16 protein-coding genes are annotated in these 17,815 nt (G+C 67.2%); 6 read left to right on the forward strand and 10 right to left on the reverse strand.

Features of this window, described 5'->3' with window-relative positions:
• Nucleotides 1-52: 52 nt before the first annotated feature.
• Nucleotides 53-943: an iron-sulfur binding domain-containing protein gene (locus AOP75_RS04440; RefSeq protein ID WP_062077102.1), complete on the reverse strand. Its 891-nt coding sequence runs from the start codon at nt 941-943 to the stop codon at nt 53-55.
• A 62-nt stretch (nt 944-1,005) separates the two neighbouring features.
• Between AOP75_RS04440 and AOP75_RS04445 the strand changes: the two genes are divergently transcribed.
• The gene (locus AOP75_RS04445; RefSeq protein WP_062077103.1) at nt 1,006-1,644 is read left to right on the forward strand and encodes a hypothetical protein; all 639 of its coding nucleotides are present in this window, start codon (nt 1,006-1,008) and stop codon (nt 1,642-1,644) included.
• Here the strand turns inward: AOP75_RS04445 and radA are convergent.
• A complete protein-coding gene (gene radA / locus AOP75_RS04450; protein ID WP_062078410.1) occupies nt 1,641-3,014 on the reverse strand; it encodes a DNA repair protein RadA in 1,374 nt (457 codons plus the stop codon). The genes AOP75_RS04445 and radA overlap by 4 nt on opposite strands.
• An 82-nt stretch (nt 3,015-3,096) precedes the next feature.
• On the opposite strand from radA, the gene AOP75_RS04455 reads away from it, so the two are divergent.
• Nucleotides 3,097-4,407, forward strand: coding sequence for a hypothetical protein (locus AOP75_RS04455; protein WP_062077104.1), 1,311 nt, complete (start codon nt 3,097-3,099; stop codon nt 4,405-4,407).
• Nucleotides 4,408-4,563: 156 nt separating this feature from the next.
• Nucleotides 4,564-5,613, forward strand: coding sequence for a lytic polysaccharide monooxygenase (locus AOP75_RS12840; RefSeq protein ID WP_083966692.1), 1,050 nt, complete (start codon nt 4,564-4,566; stop codon nt 5,611-5,613).
• A 58-nt stretch (nt 5,614-5,671) separates the two neighbouring features.
• Here AOP75_RS12840 and AOP75_RS04465 read toward each other — a convergent pair whose 3' ends face one another.
• From AOP75_RS04465 to AOP75_RS04480, 4 genes are read right to left on the reverse strand one after another with little or no spacing between them, the layout of a single operon-like run.
• The gene (locus tag AOP75_RS04465) at nt 5,672-6,964 is read right to left on the reverse strand and encodes a nucleotide sugar dehydrogenase (RefSeq protein WP_062077106.1); all 1,293 of its coding nucleotides are present in this window, start codon (nt 6,962-6,964) and stop codon (nt 5,672-5,674) included.
• Between the two features lie 55 nt (nt 6,965-7,019).
• Complete coding sequence (locus AOP75_RS04470; protein ID WP_062077107.1) at nt 7,020-8,006, reverse strand: Gfo/Idh/MocA family protein; 987 nt, start codon at nt 8,004-8,006, stop codon at nt 7,020-7,022.
• Nucleotides 8,006-9,097 carry a DegT/DnrJ/EryC1/StrS family aminotransferase gene (locus AOP75_RS04475; RefSeq protein WP_062077108.1) on the reverse strand — a complete coding sequence of 364 codons (1,092 nt, stop codon included), beginning with the start codon at nt 9,095-9,097 and terminating at the stop codon, nt 8,006-8,008. The genes AOP75_RS04470 and AOP75_RS04475 overlap by 1 nt, the downstream gene beginning before the upstream one ends.
• 32 nt (nt 9,098-9,129) lie before the next feature.
• Nucleotides 9,130-9,738, reverse strand: a complete 609-nt coding sequence (locus tag AOP75_RS04480) for an acyltransferase (RefSeq protein WP_062077109.1) — start codon at nt 9,736-9,738, stop codon at nt 9,130-9,132.
• Between the two features lie 171 nt (nt 9,739-9,909).
• On the opposite strand from AOP75_RS04480, the gene AOP75_RS04485 reads away from it, so the two are divergent.
• Nucleotides 9,910-11,361 (forward strand): glycosyltransferase family 4 protein, encoded by a 1,452-nt coding sequence (locus AOP75_RS04485; protein ID WP_062077110.1) that lies wholly within the window; start codon nt 9,910-9,912, stop codon nt 11,359-11,361.
• A 139-nt stretch (nt 11,362-11,500) separates the two neighbouring features.
• On the opposite strand, the gene AOP75_RS04490 is transcribed toward AOP75_RS04485, so the two are convergent.
• A complete protein-coding gene (locus AOP75_RS04490) occupies nt 11,501-12,127 on the reverse strand; it encodes a TetR/AcrR family transcriptional regulator (RefSeq protein ID WP_062077111.1) in 627 nt (208 codons plus the stop codon).
• A 74-nt stretch (nt 12,128-12,201) separates the two neighbouring features.
• On the opposite strand from AOP75_RS04490, the gene AOP75_RS04495 reads away from it, so the two are divergent.
• Nucleotides 12,202-13,683 carry a DHA2 family efflux MFS transporter permease subunit gene (locus tag AOP75_RS04495; protein ID WP_062077112.1) on the forward strand — a complete coding sequence of 494 codons (1,482 nt, stop codon included), beginning with the start codon at nt 12,202-12,204 and terminating at the stop codon, nt 13,681-13,683.
• On the opposite strand, the gene AOP75_RS04500 is transcribed toward AOP75_RS04495, so the two are convergent.
• On the reverse strand, nt 13,680-14,714 hold the full coding sequence (locus AOP75_RS04500; RefSeq protein WP_062077113.1) for an aminotransferase class V-fold PLP-dependent enzyme: 1,035 nt from the start codon (nt 14,712-14,714) through the stop codon (nt 13,680-13,682). The two genes, AOP75_RS04495 and AOP75_RS04500, sit on opposite strands and share 4 nt — an antisense overlap.
• Before the next feature lie 78 nt (nt 14,715-14,792).
• Here AOP75_RS04500 and AOP75_RS04505 point away from each other — a divergent pair, with 78 nt between their 5' ends.
• Nucleotides 14,793-15,704: a LysR family transcriptional regulator gene (locus AOP75_RS04505; protein ID WP_062077114.1), complete on the forward strand. Its 912-nt coding sequence runs from the start codon at nt 14,793-14,795 to the stop codon at nt 15,702-15,704.
• A 134-nt stretch (nt 15,705-15,838) separates the two neighbouring features.
• Here the strand turns inward: AOP75_RS04505 and AOP75_RS04510 are convergent, their stop codons facing one another.
• A complete protein-coding gene (locus AOP75_RS04510; protein ID WP_062077115.1) occupies nt 15,839-16,324 on the reverse strand; it encodes a methylated-DNA--[protein]-cysteine S-methyltransferase in 486 nt (161 codons plus the stop codon).
• The gene (locus AOP75_RS04515) at nt 16,311-17,798 is read right to left on the reverse strand and encodes a DNA-3-methyladenine glycosylase 2 family protein (protein ID WP_062077116.1); all 1,488 of its coding nucleotides are present in this window, start codon (nt 17,796-17,798) and stop codon (nt 16,311-16,313) included. Before AOP75_RS04515 ends, AOP75_RS04510 begins: the two co-directional genes overlap by 14 nt.
• Nucleotides 17,799-17,815: the final 17 nt, after the last annotated feature.

The following is a 17,815-nucleotide window of genomic DNA, read 5'->3' on the forward strand; positions in this document are numbered from 1 at the left end:
TTAGGTCACCTAGACAGCGAGATGGAGCCATTTGGCGTGGAGGGGAGGGGGGTTAGAGCGTGTAGGTGACCGGTTCGCCACCCCGGGCTTCAACCAAACCATCGGCCACCAAGGAGGCAAGACAGCGGTCGCGCTGCTCGGGTTCCACGTCTTCTAGTTGAGGGCAACTAGCCAAGTCCACCGGGGCATCGGCCTCCCGCAACAGGGCCATCATGCGCCCCCGCACCTGCCGGTCCGTGCCGTGCCACGCCTGCGTGCGCCGCGGCGCCTCCTCCAAGCCGGGGGCGCCGGCCGCTACCCATGCGCACTCGGCCTGCAGCGGACACTCGTCGCAGCGAGGCCGCCGCGCCGTGCACACCAGCGCCCCCAATTCCATTGATCCCGCGTTCCACGCCGCCGCTTCGAGGGCCGATGCCGGGACAAGCGCCGCTGCGTGCTCACGTTCGGCTCGGGTGAGGTGCGCTGTGGGCAACGGTTGGGCGCGCCACGCCCGGCCGATGACGCGGCGCACGTTCGTGTCGAGCACCACCGCGCGCTCACCAAACGCGAAGGCGCGCACCGCGTTCGCCGTGTATTCGCCAATGCCCGGCAGTGCGAGCAACTCGTCCAGCTCGCGCGGCACATCGCCACCGTGACGCTCCACCAGCACGGCGGCGCATTCCTTGAGGCGCTTGGCGCGGCGGGGGTACCCCAACCGTCCCCAGGCCCGCAGCACATCCGCTTGGGGCGCCGCGGCCAGGTCGTGGGCAGTTGGCCACCGGCTCATCCACTCGCGCCACACGGGCTCGACGCGGTTGACGGGGGTTTGCTGCAGCATGATCTCGGACACGAGCACACCCCACGCCGAGCAGCCGGGGTCTCGCCATGGCAGGTCGCGCGCCTCGCGTGCGAACCACGCGATAACGTCCTCCACGCGGGAGTCGATGCGAGAAGCGGGCGGCATGCCTTCATTGTCCCAGCGCCCGACGGGGTTACGGTTTCTGTAAGCCACTCGAGGAGGACGCGATGGGATCGCTACAACACCCGGTGGGCGACCAGCCGCCGCAGGTGTACTGGTTCCGCCGCGTGCTGGTGCTTGTCGTACTGATTGCCATCATTGTGGGCGGGTGGTTCCTGGTCTCAGCGCTGACCGGCGGGGACAACGCGTCGACCGAGAACGGCACGCCCGCGACCTCCGGCAGCCCAGAGCCCACGGTGACGACCTCCACGGGCGCCGCCTCGCTCGAGGATCCGTCGCAGCCGTGCACGGCAGACGATGTCACGGTGGCCGCCGTCGCCTCCCCCGAGAGCCCCGAGATTGGCACCATGCCCGCCTTCGATCTGTCGATCAAGCACACCGGCATCTCCGCGTGCACGCTGTCGACGGATGCGGATGGCACGGAACTCGCGATTAGCTCAGGTAACGACCAGTACTACTCGACCAACTGGTGTCCCGAGGACCCGGGCTTTGAGTCCAAGGAGTGGATCCTGCAGCCGGAGGACTCAGAGGCGCTCCAGGTCGTGTGGCCCGGCATCTGGCAGAACGAGGAATGCGGCGGACCCGTGGGTGACGTCCGCCCTGGCACGTACAACGCGGCTATCTCGGTCGCCGGCATCACCGCGGACGTCGTGCCCTTCGCGATGGTCGAGGCCGCGTCACCCTAGTCCCGCGGCAGTGCCGCGTTCACAGCCTCCCGCAACGTCGCAATCCGGTGCACTCGGATGCCGGCTGGATCCTTGTCCTTGCCGCCGGACTCGGGCACGATCACATCGGTGAAGCCCAGCCGCGCGGCTTCCGCAATGCGCTGCGCCATCGCGTTCACGGGGCGGACCGCTCCCGAGAGCGCCACCTCACCGATGGCCGCAAATCCCGGCCGAACCGGGGCATCGGCCCGCGCGGAGGCAAGAGCGAGCGCTAGCGCCACGTCTGCGCCGGGCTCGGTGACGCGAGCTCCGCCAATGGTGGAGACGTACACGTCATCCGCCGCGACGGCGAGACCCACCCGCCGGTGGAGGACCGCCAGGATCATGGACACGCGGGCGGAGTCAATCCCCGACGTTGCGCGGCGAGGGTTGCTGAGCGCGCTGGGAGCAACGAGCGCTTGAATCTCCGCGGGAAGGGGGCGCTTGCCGTCGATCGTGATCGTCGCGCAGGTGCCGGGAACCTGCGTCCCCTCCCGCGACAGGAACAGCCCCGACGGGTCCGCGACTCCCTCAATTCCCGTGTCATGGAGCTGGAAACAGCCAACCTCATCCACGGAACCGAAGCGGTTCTTGATGGCCCTCAGCAAGCGCAGCTGGGAATGCTGCTCGCCCTCAAACTGACAGACCACGTCGACGAGGTGCTCGACAATGCGCGGGCCAGCGACGGATCCGTCCTTAGTGACGTGACCCACGATGACCATGGCGAAACCGCGGCTCTTCGCCGCTTGAATCAGCGCCGAGGCCACCTCGCGTACCTGCCCCACGCCGCCGGGCGCGCCATCAATCTGCGCGGAGGCGATGGTCTGAATCGAGTCCACGACGAGGAGGTCCGGCTGGACGGCATCAATGTGGGCGAGCACGGCTCCGAGGTCGGTCTCTGCGGCAAGCATGAGCCCCGGCTCGAGAGCGCCGATGCGTTCAGCACGCAGTCGCACCTGCCCGGCAGACTCCTCACCAGTCGCGTACAACACGCGTTGTTTCTCGCGCGCCGCGCGGGCAGCGACATCAAGCAAGAGGGTTGACTTGCCGACACCGGGCTCACCGGCGAGCAAGATCACCGCCCCGGGGACGAGGCCGCCGCCCAGGACCCGGTCGAATTCCGCCACCCCGGTGCCGCGGCGTGCCGATGCTGTGGCATCCACGTCGCTGATGGGCGTCGCAGGAGTAGTCGCGGCGGTTGCCTTGGTCGCCGGGCCGGCGGGGGCGGCGCCAGCCTCCTCGACAGTCCCCCATTGTTGGCATTCGCCGCACCGGCCCACCCACTTGGCGGCCGTCCAGCCGCATTCGGTGCAGCGGTAGGCAGGCTTGGAGGTACGGCTCGCGGTTGGCATGGTGACTACGCTATCCGGGCCCTGTGACACGCGGGACCGCCTGCGCTTCCCGCGCGTCACACCTGCACCGTACGCTGGGGTCATGGCGCAGGAAAAGAGCGACGGCACGGCCACTCCATGGCTTCCCATCAACGGCGAGCGCGAGCCCGTCGCCCCCTCGAAACCCAGTGTGCCGTCCACCGGGTCCGTGCCCGTGGTGCCGCAGTCCATCGAGGGCGATGACGGGGAGATCATCCCGCCAGTAGCCCAGCCGGACCAGGACGAAATCATGCCCGGCCCCGGCTCCAACCCCTGGCGACCGGGAGACCAGACGGCGTCCCCGACTGAGCCCGACGCCATCCGCGAGCTAGGCGACTCCGCAGTCCGGTCCGCCTCACTGTCAGCCTCTGGTGCTCCGACGCCGCTGGGAGGCGTGCCGCTCGTGACGAGTGTTCAACCTGGAAAAGACGCCGACGGAGTGCGGCCCGCGTGGGCCGCCGGCGACCCCGGGACCAACGCCCCCGACGCCGCCTCGCCGTGGTCAGCGCGCACACCCACGGAGGGTTCGCCCGAGACCCCGGAGTCGCCCGTCAGCCCGGGGTCAGGGCCTTCGACCGACTCGGCAGCAACGCCCGACGAGGGGGCCGATGCCTGGGTCGCCACCGCCGCAGGAGCGGCGGTAGCCGCGGAGCGGTCCCCGGACACCCAGGAAGACGAGGAGCCCACTCAGGCCATGCCCGTTCACGACTTCGGTGACGACCAGCCCGCATACGAGCCCGAGGTGATCGCGGCATCGGCCCCCTCCCAGGACGGGAGCGGTACCGAACCGCCAAAGGGCATCGCCGAGCGCGACGGAGGCACCCCCTGGTACGCAGGCGCCCCCTTCCTCATCGCTGTCGGTCTGCTGGTACTGGGAGGCATCGGATTCGCGGCGTATCAACTGTTCTTCGCTCCCGAGGATGTGGAGCTGACGCCTGAGGTCCTGGTCGAGGCGCCCCCCGAGGCGACCCTTGACCCCATCACCTTGGATGAGCCCACCGACTTCCTCGCAGCCATGCCGGGCACGGTTGGCACCTTTGCGATGACGGCAGCCAGCCCCGTCGAGGCGGACGATGCTGGGCTCACCGCGAGGGCGGCCGAGGTGAATGACGTCACCTACTCCGACGGCACCACCGACATGACGGTGCGCGCAATCCAGCACTACAACGAGGACGACGCGACCGAGCAGTACACGGCGCTGGCAGAAGGCGGCACCGACCCGCAGCCGGTGATGGTCGGTGACACCGAGGCCGGAGAGCGCGTGACCCTCGAAGGCGACCCGACCACCTACGTGTGGCGCAACGGCACCGCGGTCTTCGAACTCACCGGACCCGCGGACCAGATCGAAGCGTTCTACGCCCAGTTCCCCCTATAGGGATGTCCCATACGTAGGGGTTTGCCACAATTGTGCGCCTGATCAAGCCTGCCTAGCCTCGGACCAGGATGCGCGTCAGCGCCGAGTCTGACCCCGGGCATCTCGCCGCGCGTCCTCCCTACGACCTGGGAGTGATCGATGCACAGCACAACCCCAATGAGGCGACCGCTCAGCCGTCCGGCGCGCGTCGCCATCATGGCGGTGATCGCCACACTACTGGCCGTTGTCGCCGTCCCCGCGCTCACGTCAACCACGGCGTCCGCGCACGGATGGGTGACATCCCCGCCAAGCCGCCAGGACCACTGCGCGGCTGGCACCACCTCGTTCGACTGTGGGCAGATCGCCTACGAACCTCAGTCGGTCGAGGCGCCCAAAGGCTCACTGAAGTGTTCGGGAGACTCCGGCTACGCGGTACTCGACGACGAGTCCTTGCCGTGGCCCCGCACCCAGACCGGCACCGACGTCACGTTCCAGTGGAAGCTCACCGCCGCGCACTCCACCAGCACCTGGGAGTACTTCGTGGACGGCGAGCTCTTCGCCACGTACGACCAGGGCGGCCAGCAGCCTCCGTCGAACATTCAGCACACGCTGACCGGCCTGCCAGAGGGCGATCACACCATCCTCGCCCGCTGGAACATCGCGGACACAGCAATGGCGTTCTACAACTGCGTCGACCTCACCATCGGCGACGGCGGACCCGACCCCGAGCCCACTACTGACCCGGAACCCACTCCCGACCCGACCACGACGCCGGGGCCGACTGAGTGCGCTCCCGCGTGGAACGCGGATTCGGTCTACAACGGCGGCGCCACGGTCAGCCACAACGGCTCCGAGTGGAGCGCGAAGTGGTGGACGCAGGGCGAGGCACCCGGTGGCCAGTGGGGCCCGTGGAACGAGCTCGGCGAGTGTGGCACCCCGTCGTCCCCCGAGCCGACGACGGATCCCGAGCCGACATCGGCCCCCAGCCCGACCCAGACCACCTCGCCCACTCCCACGCAGACGGCCACGCCGACGCCTGACCCGACTCAGACGTCGCTACCCAGGTGCGCCTCCCCTGACTACGAGCCCGGTCAGGTCTACGTAGGCGGCGACACCGTCGTGTTCGACGGCCAGGAATGGAAGGCGCGCTGGTGGAACCAGGACGAGCCCTCCGCCCAGCCATGGGGACCATGGGAGTCGCAGGGCACCTGCGCTGACCCGCGCTAGCAGACTAAGAGGTGCCCGGTACGTAGGTTCCGGGCACCTCTTTGAGCGGGTCGGGACGCTACGCGCCGATCACGATCCGGGTGATCGAAGTCCAGGCGCCAGCGTCAGTGACGTTGCGGCCGTCGACGAGGGCCACAATGCCGGGGAGTTGTGCGGGCGTCAGGTCCGCATACTCGGCGTGGTCTGCCTGGATCACGGCAGCGTCCACCGGCTCGCCGATGGTGTACGGCGTCCAACCGAACGCTGCGAGCTCGTCGTCGGTGTACATCGGGTCGTGAACGACCACCGTCGCACCGCGCTCTTGCAGGGCGGCAACCGTTGCGAACACGCCTGAGAAGGCCGTCTCCTTGACGCCACCACGGTAGGCAGCACCCAGGACTGCGACGGTCTTGTTGGCGACTGACCCGCCCAGGGCGGCGGCGGCCAGGTCAACGGCGTAGCTCGGCATAGCGGCGTTGGCTTCGCGCGCCGAGCGCACCACGGTCGCGTCCGGGTCGTTGAACAGGTACAGGCGCGGGTACACGGGAATGCAGTGGCCGCCCACCGCGATGCCGGGACGGTGAATGTGGCTGTACGGCTGCGAGTTCGACGCGTCAATGACCTTGTACACGTCAATGCCGTTGCGGTCAGCGAAGCGCGCAAACTGGTTGGCGAGGCCGATGTTGACGTCGCGGTAGGTGGTTTCCGCAAGTTTCGCTAGTTCCGACGCTTCCGCGGAGCCCAGGTCCCAGACACCGTTGGGCTGGTCTAGGTCGGGGCGCTCGTCGAAGTCCAGCACGGCTTCGTAGAACTCACGGGCCTGGGCTGCGCCGGCTTCGGACAGTCCACCAATGAGCTTGGGGTAGGCCCGCAGGTCGCGGAACACACGGCCCGTGAGCACTCGCTCAGGGGAGAACACGGCGTGGAAGTCGACGCCTTCCTTGAGGCCGGACACTTCCTCAATGAGCGGCACCCAGCGGGTACGGGTGGTCCCGACCGGCAGGGTCGTCTCGTACGAAACGAGCGTGCCAGGCGTGAGGTTTTCTGCCAGCGAGCGGGTCGCAGCATCCATCCAGCCAAAGTCGGGCTGCCACGTTTCGTCGTTGACGAACAACGGCACCACAATGACGACGGCGTCCGCGCCGGGCACAGCGTCCGAGTAGTCGGTGGTGGCACGGAGTTTGCCCGCGGGAACGAGTTCGCTGAGGCGGTCTTGTAGCTCTGCCTCTCCGGGGAAGGGCTCGATGCCCTTGTTGACGGAGTCAACGACGGCCTCGTTGACGTCGACACCGGTGACCTCGTGGCCCTTCGATGCAAACTGCACTGCCAACGGCAGTCCAATCTTGCCCATCGCGATGACGGCAATCTTCATGAATGGCTCCTCACCATCGTGGCGCAGCACGCGTCCACGTGTGTCAGTTGGAATGTCAAAGAGTGACGGTCTGGCGGGACCGCGCGGACTCAAGCACCGCATTGGCCACACGGACAGTCGCAAGGCCCTGCTCCATCGTGACGATGTCTGCTTCCTTGCCCAGCACTGCGTCGCGGAAGGCCTCGTGTTCAGTCTTCAGCGGCTCTGGCTTGGCGAAGGAGAAGCGCACCATATCGCCCTCAGAAACACCACGGAAGCCAGCGACCGCGTCCCATTCGGTCTGCACGGTGCCGTTGGCATAGAAGTACAGATCTGCCGTGAGGGTGTCCGCGACAAAGGCGCCGCGTTCACCGGTGACGACGGACAGACGTTCCTTGATGGGGGACAACCAGTTCACCAAGTGGCTGGTGACAGCGTCGTTGGCGAGGCGGCCCGTGATGGCGATCAGGTCTTCGTGTTCACGACCGGAACGGAAGCCGGCTTGGGCGGCTACGGTCGCAAACTCGGACTGTGTCACCCATGCGGTCAGGTCGATGTCGTGGGTCGCGAGGTCCTTGACGACGCCCACGTCCGCGATGCGCGCGGGGAACGGGCCCTGGCGGCGCGTGACGACTTGGTACATCTCCCCCAAGTCGCCTTGAGCGAGACGTGCGCGCAGCTGTTGCAGGGCGGGGTTGTAACGCTCGATGTGGCCCACGGCTCCGACCAGACCGGCGGCCTTGAAGGCGTCCGTCACCCGCTCGGCTGACTCCGGCGAGGGAGCGAGGGGCTTTTCCACCATGGCGTGAACGCCAGCTGCGGCAGCCTTGAGCGCAAAGTCCTCGTGGAGGTGAGTAGGGACCGCGATCATGACGTAGTCGAGGCCCATCTCCAGCAGTCCGTCGAACGACTCGTGGACGGGCAGACCGGCGGCAACGCCGTGAGCGTCGCCAGCAGCATCGGCGATTCCAACCAAGTCAATGCCGTCGAGTCCACGCAGCACACGCGCGTGGTGACGGCCCATCATTCCGACTCCGGCGAGTCCTACACGCAAGTTCGCCATTACGCACCTGCCTTTGCCACGGTGTTGACTGCTTCGACGATGCGGTCCAGGTCTTCCTGAACGAGCGACGGGTGAACGGGCAGTGACAGTGCCTCATCGCACGCGCTGCGAGTCTGAGGCAAGTCGAGCTCCAGGCCAAAGGACGGGAGTTCGTGGTTCGGGATGGGGTAATACACGCCGGAACCGACGCCGTGCTCGTCGAGGAGCGCCTTGGCGAATCCGTCACGGTCGCCTTCAACGCGAATCGTGTACTGGTGGTAGACGTGCGTGGCATTGTCCGCGACCTTGGGAACCGTCACGCCCTCGATGTTGGTGCTGAGGAAAGCGGCGTTGCGCTGGCGGTCTGCCGTCCATCCGGGAAGCTTGGTCAACTGCACGCGGCCGATGGCGGCGTGGATGTCCGTCATACGGGAGTTGAATCCCACGACTTCATTCTCGTAGCGGCGTTCCATGCCCTGGTTGCGCAGCAACTTGACCATGCGCGCGATCTCGTCGGTAGCGCACGACACCATGCCGCCCTCACCGGAGGTCATGTTTTTGGTGGGGTACAGGCTGAACATGGCAAAGTCCCCGAACGACCCCACGGGAGCGCCATCCCAGGTGGCGCCGTGTGCCTGGGCTGCGTCTTCGTACAGCGCGATGCCGTGCTTGTCCGCGATGGCCCGCAGGGCCGTCATGTTCGCGGGGTGACCGTAAAGGTGGACGGGCATGATCGCTTTAGTGCGCTCAGTGATCGCGGCTTCGACAGCGACGGGGTCCAAGCAGAAGAAGTCCGGCTCAATGTCCGCGAAGACGGGAGTGGCGCCGGTCAATGCAACAGAGTTCGCGGTCGCAGCAAACGTGAACGACGGGACGATGACCTCGTCTCCCGGGCCTACGCCTGCAGCAATGAGGCCAAGGTGGAGGCCTGCTGTGCCTGAGGAAACGGCCACACACTGGCGACCGCCCACGAGTTCCTGCGCGAACTCTTCTTCGAAGGTCGCGACCTCTGGGCCTTGGGCAATCATGCCGGAGCGCATGACTCGATCAACGGCCTCGCGCTCTTCGTCACCGACGATGGGCTTAGCCGCTGGAATGTTCGGTTGTGTCATAGGGGGTCCTCCGGCGCGGGCGCACCGCGCTCCTAGTTGTCGTGGGGGGACACTTGTGGTGTGAGTTTACCGTCGCGCTCCAGGTACGCGTCACCTGTCGCAGGGCACTTCCATTTGCCTTCGCCTGCCGGCTCGAGTGGAACGCCAGCGCGCCCAACCCAGCGAATCTGCTTCGCCGGCACCCCAGCAACGAGAGCGTAGGCCGGCACATCCTTCGTGACGACTGCGCCGGCGGCGATCATCGCCCACGCGCCAATCGTTACCGGCGCTACACACACTGCGCGCGCTCCTACCGAGGCGCCATCCTCAATTTTCACGCCAACCGGTTCCCAATCGGCGGTGGACTTCGGAGTGAGATCGCCATTGACGGCTCGGGGAAAGTGATCGTTGGTGAGCACTACTGCGGGTCCAATAAAGACGCCGTCACCGAGGCTCGCAGGCTCGTAGACAAGGGCATAGTTCTGAATCTTGCAACCCCGGCCCATGGTCACGCCGGTGCCTATATAGGCACCCCGACCGATGACGCAGTTATCGCCCATCACCACGTCCTCACGCACTTGCGCGAGGTGCCAGACCGAGGATGCGTCGCCGATGGTGGCATTGGCGGCAACATCCGCAGAGTCGACAATCCGTACGGTCATGGAAACTCAGTGCCCTCTCATTGTTTCCCGGACCGCACAGGGCGGGTCTGGGGTGTCGCTAGTAGTCATGTCTACTGTAGTTGCTTTGCTCCGGTACTTTTGGCCTCAGTTCGCGTGGTGGCGCAAGGCCGCTACGTTGACACCCGAACACTGGATTAGGGGGACAGAGCCTTGGCGCGAATTGCCTATATTGCAGGAAACAACATCCTGGTCGACGCTCGTGTGCTGAAGTACATCGATTCGGCTGTGGGGGCAGGCCACGAGGTGCGGGGCTTTGGCTCGGACACCACTCAACCGGCGCGCGTAGAGCACTACAAAGGGGTGGAGCTCGATGTCCACGGGCGCGACTCAGACGTATCCCCGCGGATTCCCCGGTGGGACGAGGCTCCGCACCGGGTCGTGCTGCGGTGGCGCTACACCTACCCGTGGCAGTTGGAGACCGCTTCGACGCAATTGCACAGTTGGCAACGACGGGCTCGCCGTGCCAGAGGTATTCAGAAGGTGGTGCGGACCGCCCACGTGCGCCTAGCAGGCGCATGGGTACGAGTCGCGGGCTCGTGGTCAAAGCCATGGCTGCGTGCAGACAATGCCGGCGTCGATGACCCCAGCCTCAAGATGGCCGAGGTGATGCCCTTCATCGATTCGCCTGATTTCGACGGCGAGGATGAGTTCACCGTCTACGACGGAGCTGAGTCGTATTTGGGGCCCCGCATCGATGCCTTCGAGCCAGACATCATCCACGCCCACGACGTCCACCTCCTGGGCATCGCGGTTCGCGCGGCGAAACGCGCGCGCGCACGTGGACGCCGCGTCACGCTCATCTACGACGCTCATGAGTACGTGAAGGGGCAGACTCACCTGCCCCCCCGCTACCGGGCCGGGCTGATCGCAATGGAGAACGCCCTGATGGGGGACGTTGATGAGGTCATCACGGTGTCTGATCGCCTTGCCGACTACCTCATAGCAGATTTCAAATTGTCACGACGACCACGCGTCGTGATGAACGTCACTGAGCCAGAGCCGCCGCCATCAGACTTGGGGACCGTGCGCGAGAAACTCGAGATCGGTGACGCACCGCTCATGGCCTACTCAGGAAATGTCAATCTCATGCGAGGCCTAGATACGGCTATTGCGGCACTTCCCGCCCTGCCAGGCACCCATCTCGTTGTCCTCACGCAGGCGAACAACAGGACGATGCCGCGGTACATGACGTTGGCGCGAGAGCTCGGTGTGGACGATCGCGTGCACCAACTACCATTCGTAAATGCACGACACGTGAGCCCTTTCTTGCATGACGCCACGATCGGAATCAGTCCACTTCAACGCACTCCAAACCACGACGTGGCCATCACCAACAAGTTCTGTGAGTACATCCACGCGCGTCTACCGATCTTAACGAGCGACACACCCGCACAAGCCGACCTCGTGCGTCGTTACGACATCGGGGCAGTCCATGTCGCTGGGGACAGTGAGTCATTCGCGACCCAAGCCGCAGAGCTCATGCGTCGCGCGCACGAGGTGCGGCAACGTTTGGACAATGACCGAGAACTCAATGAGACTTTCACCTGGCACCGCCAGGCTCAGGAGTTCCTGGAGCTCTACGAGGAAGTGGCCGCCAGGTGACGCGCGTTCGCGGCGAGCAGTTTCGCCTGGGTCGGCATTAGACCCTTATCGGTCGCGTACGAAGAGAAGTTAAGCGGGACTAAGCCCAAAGGTAAGGACAATATTGCGCTGAAGATTGTTGCCGCCGCCGAAAGCTGGTCTACAGACCGCTGCTATTGAGCGGGTGCTGTCCCTGTGACAGGGCGATGAGGTCCGTCGTGGTCTCGCCGAACGTGCACTGCATGAGTTCGGCTGCGGTGGGGTTGTCTGCGGCGTCGGGCATCCGCATCGCGAGCAACGTGGTGGTGAGCATGCCACGAGCGAAGAACGCGCTGGCTTCCTCGGGCGACAACCCGGCCTCGGCCCGCACAATCTCGTAGGTATCCAGAAAGCACGACCGCGCCAACGGCCCAAAGGACTCGTCGTGGCCAAGCGAGAACAGGTGCAGCAACGTGAGCAAAATGCCGCGATCAGCCACCAACTCCGTGTACGCCACCGCCAACTTAAGCGTCTTGTCGTGAGTGTCGTCGCCCTCGTCGAAGGTCGCAATCGCGCCTCGGAAAGCCTCGCTCACCTTGGCGGCAGCGCGCTGAGCCGACGCTCGGAACAGTTTTTCCTTGCCGCCGAACATCCGCACCACGTAGGCCTGCGATACCCCTGCCTGCTGTGCGATGGCGTCCGTCGTGCCACCCGCATAGCCGCGCTCGCCAAACACGACAGAGGCGGCCGCAAGGATCTGTTCACGGCGGTCCGCTGAGGCGAGACGTTGGCCTTCTTCTGGCGACATGTTGACATGTTATCAACCGATAACTTAATCTCTCGTCTTGTAGTAATCAGTTGATTACATCAAGAGAGGAAACCATGTCCCCCACCCGCCGCGCGCCGCTCCCGCTGGTGATCATCGCCGCCTCCTTACCCATGTTCATGGCCATGCTCGACAACCTCGTCGTCACGAATGCGCTGCCCGCACTCGCCCAAGACCTCGACGCGTCGATCGAGCAGCTGCAGTGGTTCATCAACGCGTACTCGCTCAGCTTCGCCTCATTCATCCTGATGGCCGTCGCGCTGGGCGACCGAATGGGACGCCGACGCATCTTCACCGCTGGCATCGCCCTGTTCACGCTGGCCTCGATTGCGTGCGCGCTCGCCGGCTCCCCCACTGAACTGATCATCGCCCGCGCCGTGCAAGGCGCCGGCGCCGCGGCCCTGCTTCCCCTCTCGCTCGCGATCCTCGCCTCCAACGTGACGCCGCGCCAACGTCCCCTCGCGATCGGGGTGTGGGGCGGAATCTCAGGGCTGGGCGTGGCGCTCGGCCCCGTCATCGGCGGAGCCGTCGTGGAGGGGATGACCTGGCACGCGATCTTCTGGCTCAACGTGCCAGTCGGCATCATCGCCATCCCCCTGGTGCGCTACGCCCTCGCGGAGTCGCGCGGTGAGCGGGCCCCACTGGACGTCCCCGGCCTGCTGCTTGGCATGAGCGGAGTGTTCGCGCTCGTCTTCGGCATCATCCGCGGCAATGAGGCGGGTTGGACCAGTCCGCAGGTCCTGGCAGGGCTCGTGGGCGGCACCGTGCTCACGGCGACCTTTATCGCCTGGGAGAGGCGGGCATCGGCCCCGTTGCTCCCGCTCGGACTTTTCCGGGACAGGTCGTTCTCCGTGGCAAACGCCGTAGGGCTGCTGTTCAGCCTGGGCATGTTCGGGTCCGTCTTTATCCTCATTCAGTACCTGCAGGTGGTGCAGGGCCACTCCCCGCTTGAGGCAGGCGTGATGACCATGCCGTGGACCATGGCGCCACTCATCGTTGCGCCCATCACGGGATTCATCACACCGCGCGTGGGCACGAGGACACCCATCGTGGCCGGGCTGGCGTCCCAGGCGGTCGGGCTCGCGTGGATCGCGACAGTGATGGACGTCAGCACGCCGTACGTGCAGTTCGTACCGGCATTCATCCTGTGTGGGGTAGGCATGGGGCTCGTGTTCGCCCCCTCGGCAACCGCCGTCCTCGCGCACATGCGGGAGGTCGACCACGCCAAGGCGTCCGGCACCAACTCGACGGTTCGCGAAATTGGGGTCGCGCTCGGCATCGCGATCCTGACCGCCGTCTTCACCGGGACAGGCGGCGACTTCACACCGACTGGATACACCGATTCCGCCGTGATCGCCGTGTACGTGGGCGCCGCAATACTCGCGCTCACGACCGCGATCGGGACAATGCTGCCGCCCCTGCGCGCACGGGGTGAAGCGGGCCTCTCCACTGGGCCGGGCGCTGGCGCGAAGGAGTCGGGCGCTGGCGCTCAGGAACAGCCGGGCGTTCCGACGCACGTGCCGGCCATGCGCTCCTAGGCGGCGGCGACGACGGGCCGGAGCGCCGTGGCCGCACGTTGGACATCGACCTCATCGTTGTACACATGAAAACTCAGCCTCACGCGGCCGGCGCGTTCCGAGGCCCGGACTCCCGCTGCACGGAGCCTGTCGGCCTCCGCGGCAAGCGTCACGATCGCGGACCCGGTCGGCGCCAGGCCCACTTCTTCACAGAACGCATCCGCGAGTCCAACGCAGTGATCGTGAACCTGCCGACTGTCCTGCCGCGCGTGAAACTCAAGCGCCAGCGCCCCCGCCTCACACAACTGCCACGGCGGGGAACTATCGAAACGGCGCGCGCCGTGGCTGAGGCCAAGGGGCGCGTAGAGGTTCTCCCACGGCGAGTCAGATCCGTACCAGGAGGCGTACACGGGGCGTAGCCAGGTCGCGTCCGGGTGGATCGCGGCCAGCGCAAGCCCCCGGGGCGCATTGAGCCACTTGTAGGCGGACACCACCACGACATCGAACCGCTCAGCATCGACCGGCAGCCACGGCGTGGCTTGCGTGGCGTCCACCACCGTCCGTGCCCCGGCCCTTCGTGACGCCTCGTGCAGCGCCTCGAGGTCAATGAGGCGCCCGTCACGCGACTGCACTGCGGACACCGCCACGAGGTCCACGGCAGGCGTGATGGCGTCCACGAGCGCCTCGAGCGGAAGGGACCGCACTCGCAGGCGAGGGTCCGCGAGGAATGGCCTCACCAACGACCCGAAGTCCCCGTCGGCCACCAACACCCGGGCACCCTCGGGCAAGGACGCGGCCACCATGCCGACCACCTGCGACGTCGAACCCGCGAGCGCAACGCTCGTACTGGGCACCCCGACGAGCGCACCGAAAGCCGCCCTCAACCGCTCCACCGCGGCATCGGCCTGCTCGGGTGCGAAGGCGCCGGTCTCCCAGGTTCCGGCCGCTCGCCGCAGGGCGCGTGCCGTCTCCCACGAGGGCAGCCCATAGCTCGCGGTGTCGAGGTACCCGCGGCTGTGCGCAAAGGCTGCGGGCGTACGTGGCGTGCTCATGCCTTCATGGTGCGCGACGCACAAGACTGCGACAAGATGGTGTCATTATGGTCCTCACCACGAAATGATCGAGGTCTCATGATTGACGCAGAGCGGCTGTTGATCCTGCGCGAGGTCGCGCGCCATGGATCCAAGGCCGGGGCAGCGCGCGCGCTGTCGCTGTCCGAGCCGACCGTGGCGCACCACCTCGCCTCGCTCGAACGCCAAGCACGCGTGCCGCTGACGGCACGCGTGGGGCGCGTCACGCGCCTCACCTCCGCAGGCGAGGCACTCCTTGAACACGCCGACGCCATCGCCGCGTCGCTCGCCAGCGCCGAGCGCGCCATCTCCCAGCACGCTGACCTGTCCAGCGGCCGCCTGCGCATCGCGGCATTCACGTCTTACTGCGCGGTCGCACTCCCCAGCCCCCTCGCACAGTTTGCACGCCGGTACCCAGGCGTCGAGGTGGGGCTCGTGGAGACGGAGACGGACGATGCACTCGCGCTCCTTGCCGCCGGCGAGGTGGACGTCGTGATTGGCTTCGCCGACGACGTCACCCCCGCACCCCGCGACATTCCGGTGCGCATGCTCGAATCCGACGAGTACCTCGCCGTGATGCCCGCGACCCATCCCGCCGCTCGCCGTGAAACGGTCGACGTCGCCGCGCTCGCGCATGACACCTGGATATCCGGCTGCCAGCGCTGTCGCGCACACGTGCACGCACTTGCAGACTCCGGTGGTTTCACCCCGCGCGTGGCCTTCCAGACCGAGGACTACGTGACCGTGCAACGCCTCGTAGCCGAAGGCTTGGGAGTGGCACTCCTGCCACGCATGGCGCTGGCGGCGAGCCCCGAGGTCGCTGGCATCGTCACCGCGCCCACCTCGCCCACCTCGTACCGCGAGGTATTCCTCGCGACCCCGCTGGAGGCGTCCGCGGCCGCCCGCACGTTCGTGGGGCTCTTGGCGCCACTGCGCGAGCCGGCAGCCTCGGAGGCGACCACCCGGGCGTGACGTGCGCGCTGGCACACACGAGAACTAGGCGCAGCGGAGAGCAACCCCGCGCAGCGGCGGAACTGTGAGCAACGACGGAACCCTGCGCACCGCGTAGCCCTGCCCAGCGAGCGGCAAACCGGGGTAGCCGAGCGCTACACGAGCGCGCCAGCCTCCCGCTGCAGCAGCGCCCGCTTGACGCCGACGCCCCACGCAAAGCCGGTCAGTGCCCCTGACGCTCCCGTCACGCGGTGGCACGGCACAAACAGCGCGACCGGGTTGGCTCCACAAGCGGCCCCCACTGCGCGGCTCGCGCCAGGAGATCCCAGCTGGGCCGCTAGTTCACCGTACGTGCGGCGCTGGCCCGATGGGATCTGGCGCAGCGCCTCCCACACTCGCGCCCGGAACGCCGTGCCTTGCGTGGCCACCGGTACCCCCAGAACCGCCGCGTGCTGGCCTGCGTAGAACCGCATGACGGCGTCGGCAGCCTGTACGGTGCCGGCGCTGCCAGGCTCGCCCACGCGCGACCTGCCCGCGAGCGCGGCCACATCCGCAGTCCAGCCAGCGGCGATGACCGCGCCGTCCTCCTCGACTACTGCGAACGGGCCGTCTGGCGTGTCGAGTACTTCATAGGTCCGCATGGTGTCCTCCAGAGGTCGGTGACGCTGCGCGCCACAGGTGCATCATCAGGTAGCTGCGCCACGGCGCCGCTGACGCGGTGGCGGCAACGAGGTCTCGAGGCGCGTCGGGCAGGCCCAGGGCCCTGGCCCCGGTCCGGACCGCGACGTCTCCTGTGAGCAGCACGTCGGTGGCTCCGAGCGCACGGAGGGTCACGTAGCCGGCGGTCCATGGGCCGATGCCACGGAGGCTTTCAAGGGCCGAGGCGGCATCCGCGACGGCAACCCCTGGGTCTAGGCGCACGGTGCCGTCGGCGAGCGCAGCGCACGCACCTACGAGGGCCGCCTGGCGCGCACGGGGGCCGGACAGCACGCCCGCTCCGGCATCGGCCACTGTTGCGGACGTGGGGAAGAGCCGGGTCACGCCGTCGACCGCGAGCGCCTCCGGGACACGATCCCCGACGGCGTCCACGAGGCGCTGCACGGCTATGCGGGCCGCAGCGACGGAGACCTGCTGGCCGAGGATCGCGCGCACGAGCATCTCGCCGCCGTCGACCGCGCCCGGAATGCGGATGCCCGGCACCGCCGCCACGCAGGCGCGCATGGCTGGCAGCGCCGCAAGCGCCTCATCGATCGCCACCGGGTCCGCGTCCAGGTCCATGAGCCGGCGCACGCGTGCCAGCAATTCGGGGAGGTCAGCGAGATCAGTGAGCCGCGCCGTGACGGCCACGTAGGCCCCGTCGGGGCGGAGGTCGACCGTCGCCGGCCCCCGAGCGAGCCGAAGACTCCTCGAGTAGCCGTGTGCACTCACCCGCTCCACGCCATCGATTGCACGCTGGCGCAGCCACGTCAGCACGCCGTCGCCGTCGAAAGGCTCGCGCGCCCTCAGCCGCACGGTGAGCGCGCCCGGTTCAGCCGTCCGCTCGCTGCGGCGTGCATGCGACCGCAGTTGCGTGGGGGTCGCACCGTAAATCTCCTTGCACGTGTCGTTGAATTGCCGCACAGACGCGAACCCCGCGGCGTGCGCCACGTCGGTGGTCGGCATGAGAGTCGACACGAGCAGATGACGCGCCGTCTGGGCTCGCTGGGCCCGTGCCAGCGCGAGCGGTCCAGCGCCGAACTCGTCGACGAGGATGCGTCCCAATTGGCGAGATGAATAGCCCAGCCGCGCAGCCAACCCCGGCACACCCTCGCGGTCGACCAGGCCTGTCGAGATCAGTCTCATGGCCCTGGCCGCCACGTCCTGGCGGAGGTTCCACGCGGGACTGCCAGGCGTCGCCTCCGGCAGACACCGACGGCACGCCCGGTAGCCGGCCGCGTGCGCGGCTGCGGATGTCACAAAGAACGTGCAATTCCCCGGCTTGGGAGTCCTCGCGGGGCACGACGGGCGGCAATAGATACCCGTCGACCGCACCGCCGTCACGAACTGCCCGTCAAACCGAGCGTCGCGCCCGCTCACCGCGGCGTAACGGGAAGCGAAGTCGGTTGGAGCGGTCATCACACCAATATGCCCGC

This window comes from Demequina globuliformis (assembly GCF_000975155.1).
GTDB lineage: Bacteria > Actinomycetota > Actinomycetes > Actinomycetales > Demequinaceae > Demequina > Demequina globuliformis.

Excerpts from the sequence above, each read along its gene's own strand:
- radA (WP_062078410.1), bottom strand. The coding sequence starts at position 3,014 with ATGCCAACCGCGAGCCGTACCTCCAAGCCTGCCTACCGCTGCACCGAA.
- AOP75_RS04515 (WP_062077116.1), bottom strand. The coding sequence starts at position 17,798 with ATGACCGCTCCAACCGACTTCGCTTCCCGTTACGCCGCGGTGAGCGGG.
- AOP75_RS04490 (WP_062077111.1), bottom strand. The coding sequence starts at position 12,127 with ATGTCGCCAGAAGAAGGCCAACGTCTCGCCTCAGCGGACCGCCGTGAA.
- AOP75_RS04465 (WP_062077106.1), bottom strand. The coding sequence starts at position 6,964 with ATGAAGATTGCCGTCATCGCGATGGGCAAGATTGGACTGCCGTTGGCA.
- AOP75_RS12840 (WP_083966692.1), top strand. The coding sequence starts at position 4,564 with ATGAGGCGACCGCTCAGCCGTCCGGCGCGCGTCGCCATCATGGCGGTG.
- AOP75_RS04505 (WP_062077114.1), top strand. The coding sequence starts at position 14,793 with ATGATTGACGCAGAGCGGCTGTTGATCCTGCGCGAGGTCGCGCGCCAT.
- AOP75_RS04470 (WP_062077107.1), bottom strand. The coding sequence starts at position 8,006 with ATGGCGAACTTGCGTGTAGGACTCGCCGGAGTCGGAATGATGGGCCGT.
- AOP75_RS04500 (WP_062077113.1), bottom strand. The coding sequence starts at position 14,714 with ATGAGCACGCCACGTACGCCCGCAGCCTTTGCGCACAGCCGCGGGTAC.
- AOP75_RS04440 (WP_062077102.1), bottom strand. The coding sequence starts at position 943 with ATGCCGCCCGCTTCTCGCATCGACTCCCGCGTGGAGGACGTTATCGCG.
- AOP75_RS04445 (WP_062077103.1), top strand. The coding sequence starts at position 1,006 with ATGGGATCGCTACAACACCCGGTGGGCGACCAGCCGCCGCAGGTGTAC.
- AOP75_RS04480 (WP_062077109.1), bottom strand. The coding sequence starts at position 9,738 with ATGACCGTACGGATTGTCGACTCTGCGGATGTTGCCGCCAATGCCACC.
- AOP75_RS04495 (WP_062077112.1), top strand. The coding sequence starts at position 12,202 with ATGTCCCCCACCCGCCGCGCGCCGCTCCCGCTGGTGATCATCGCCGCC.
- AOP75_RS04455 (WP_062077104.1), top strand. The coding sequence starts at position 3,097 with ATGGCGCAGGAAAAGAGCGACGGCACGGCCACTCCATGGCTTCCCATC.
- AOP75_RS04510 (WP_062077115.1), bottom strand. The coding sequence starts at position 16,324 with ATGCGGACCTATGAAGTACTCGACACGCCAGACGGCCCGTTCGCAGTA.
- AOP75_RS04475 (WP_062077108.1), bottom strand. The coding sequence starts at position 9,097 with ATGACACAACCGAACATTCCAGCGGCTAAGCCCATCGTCGGTGACGAA.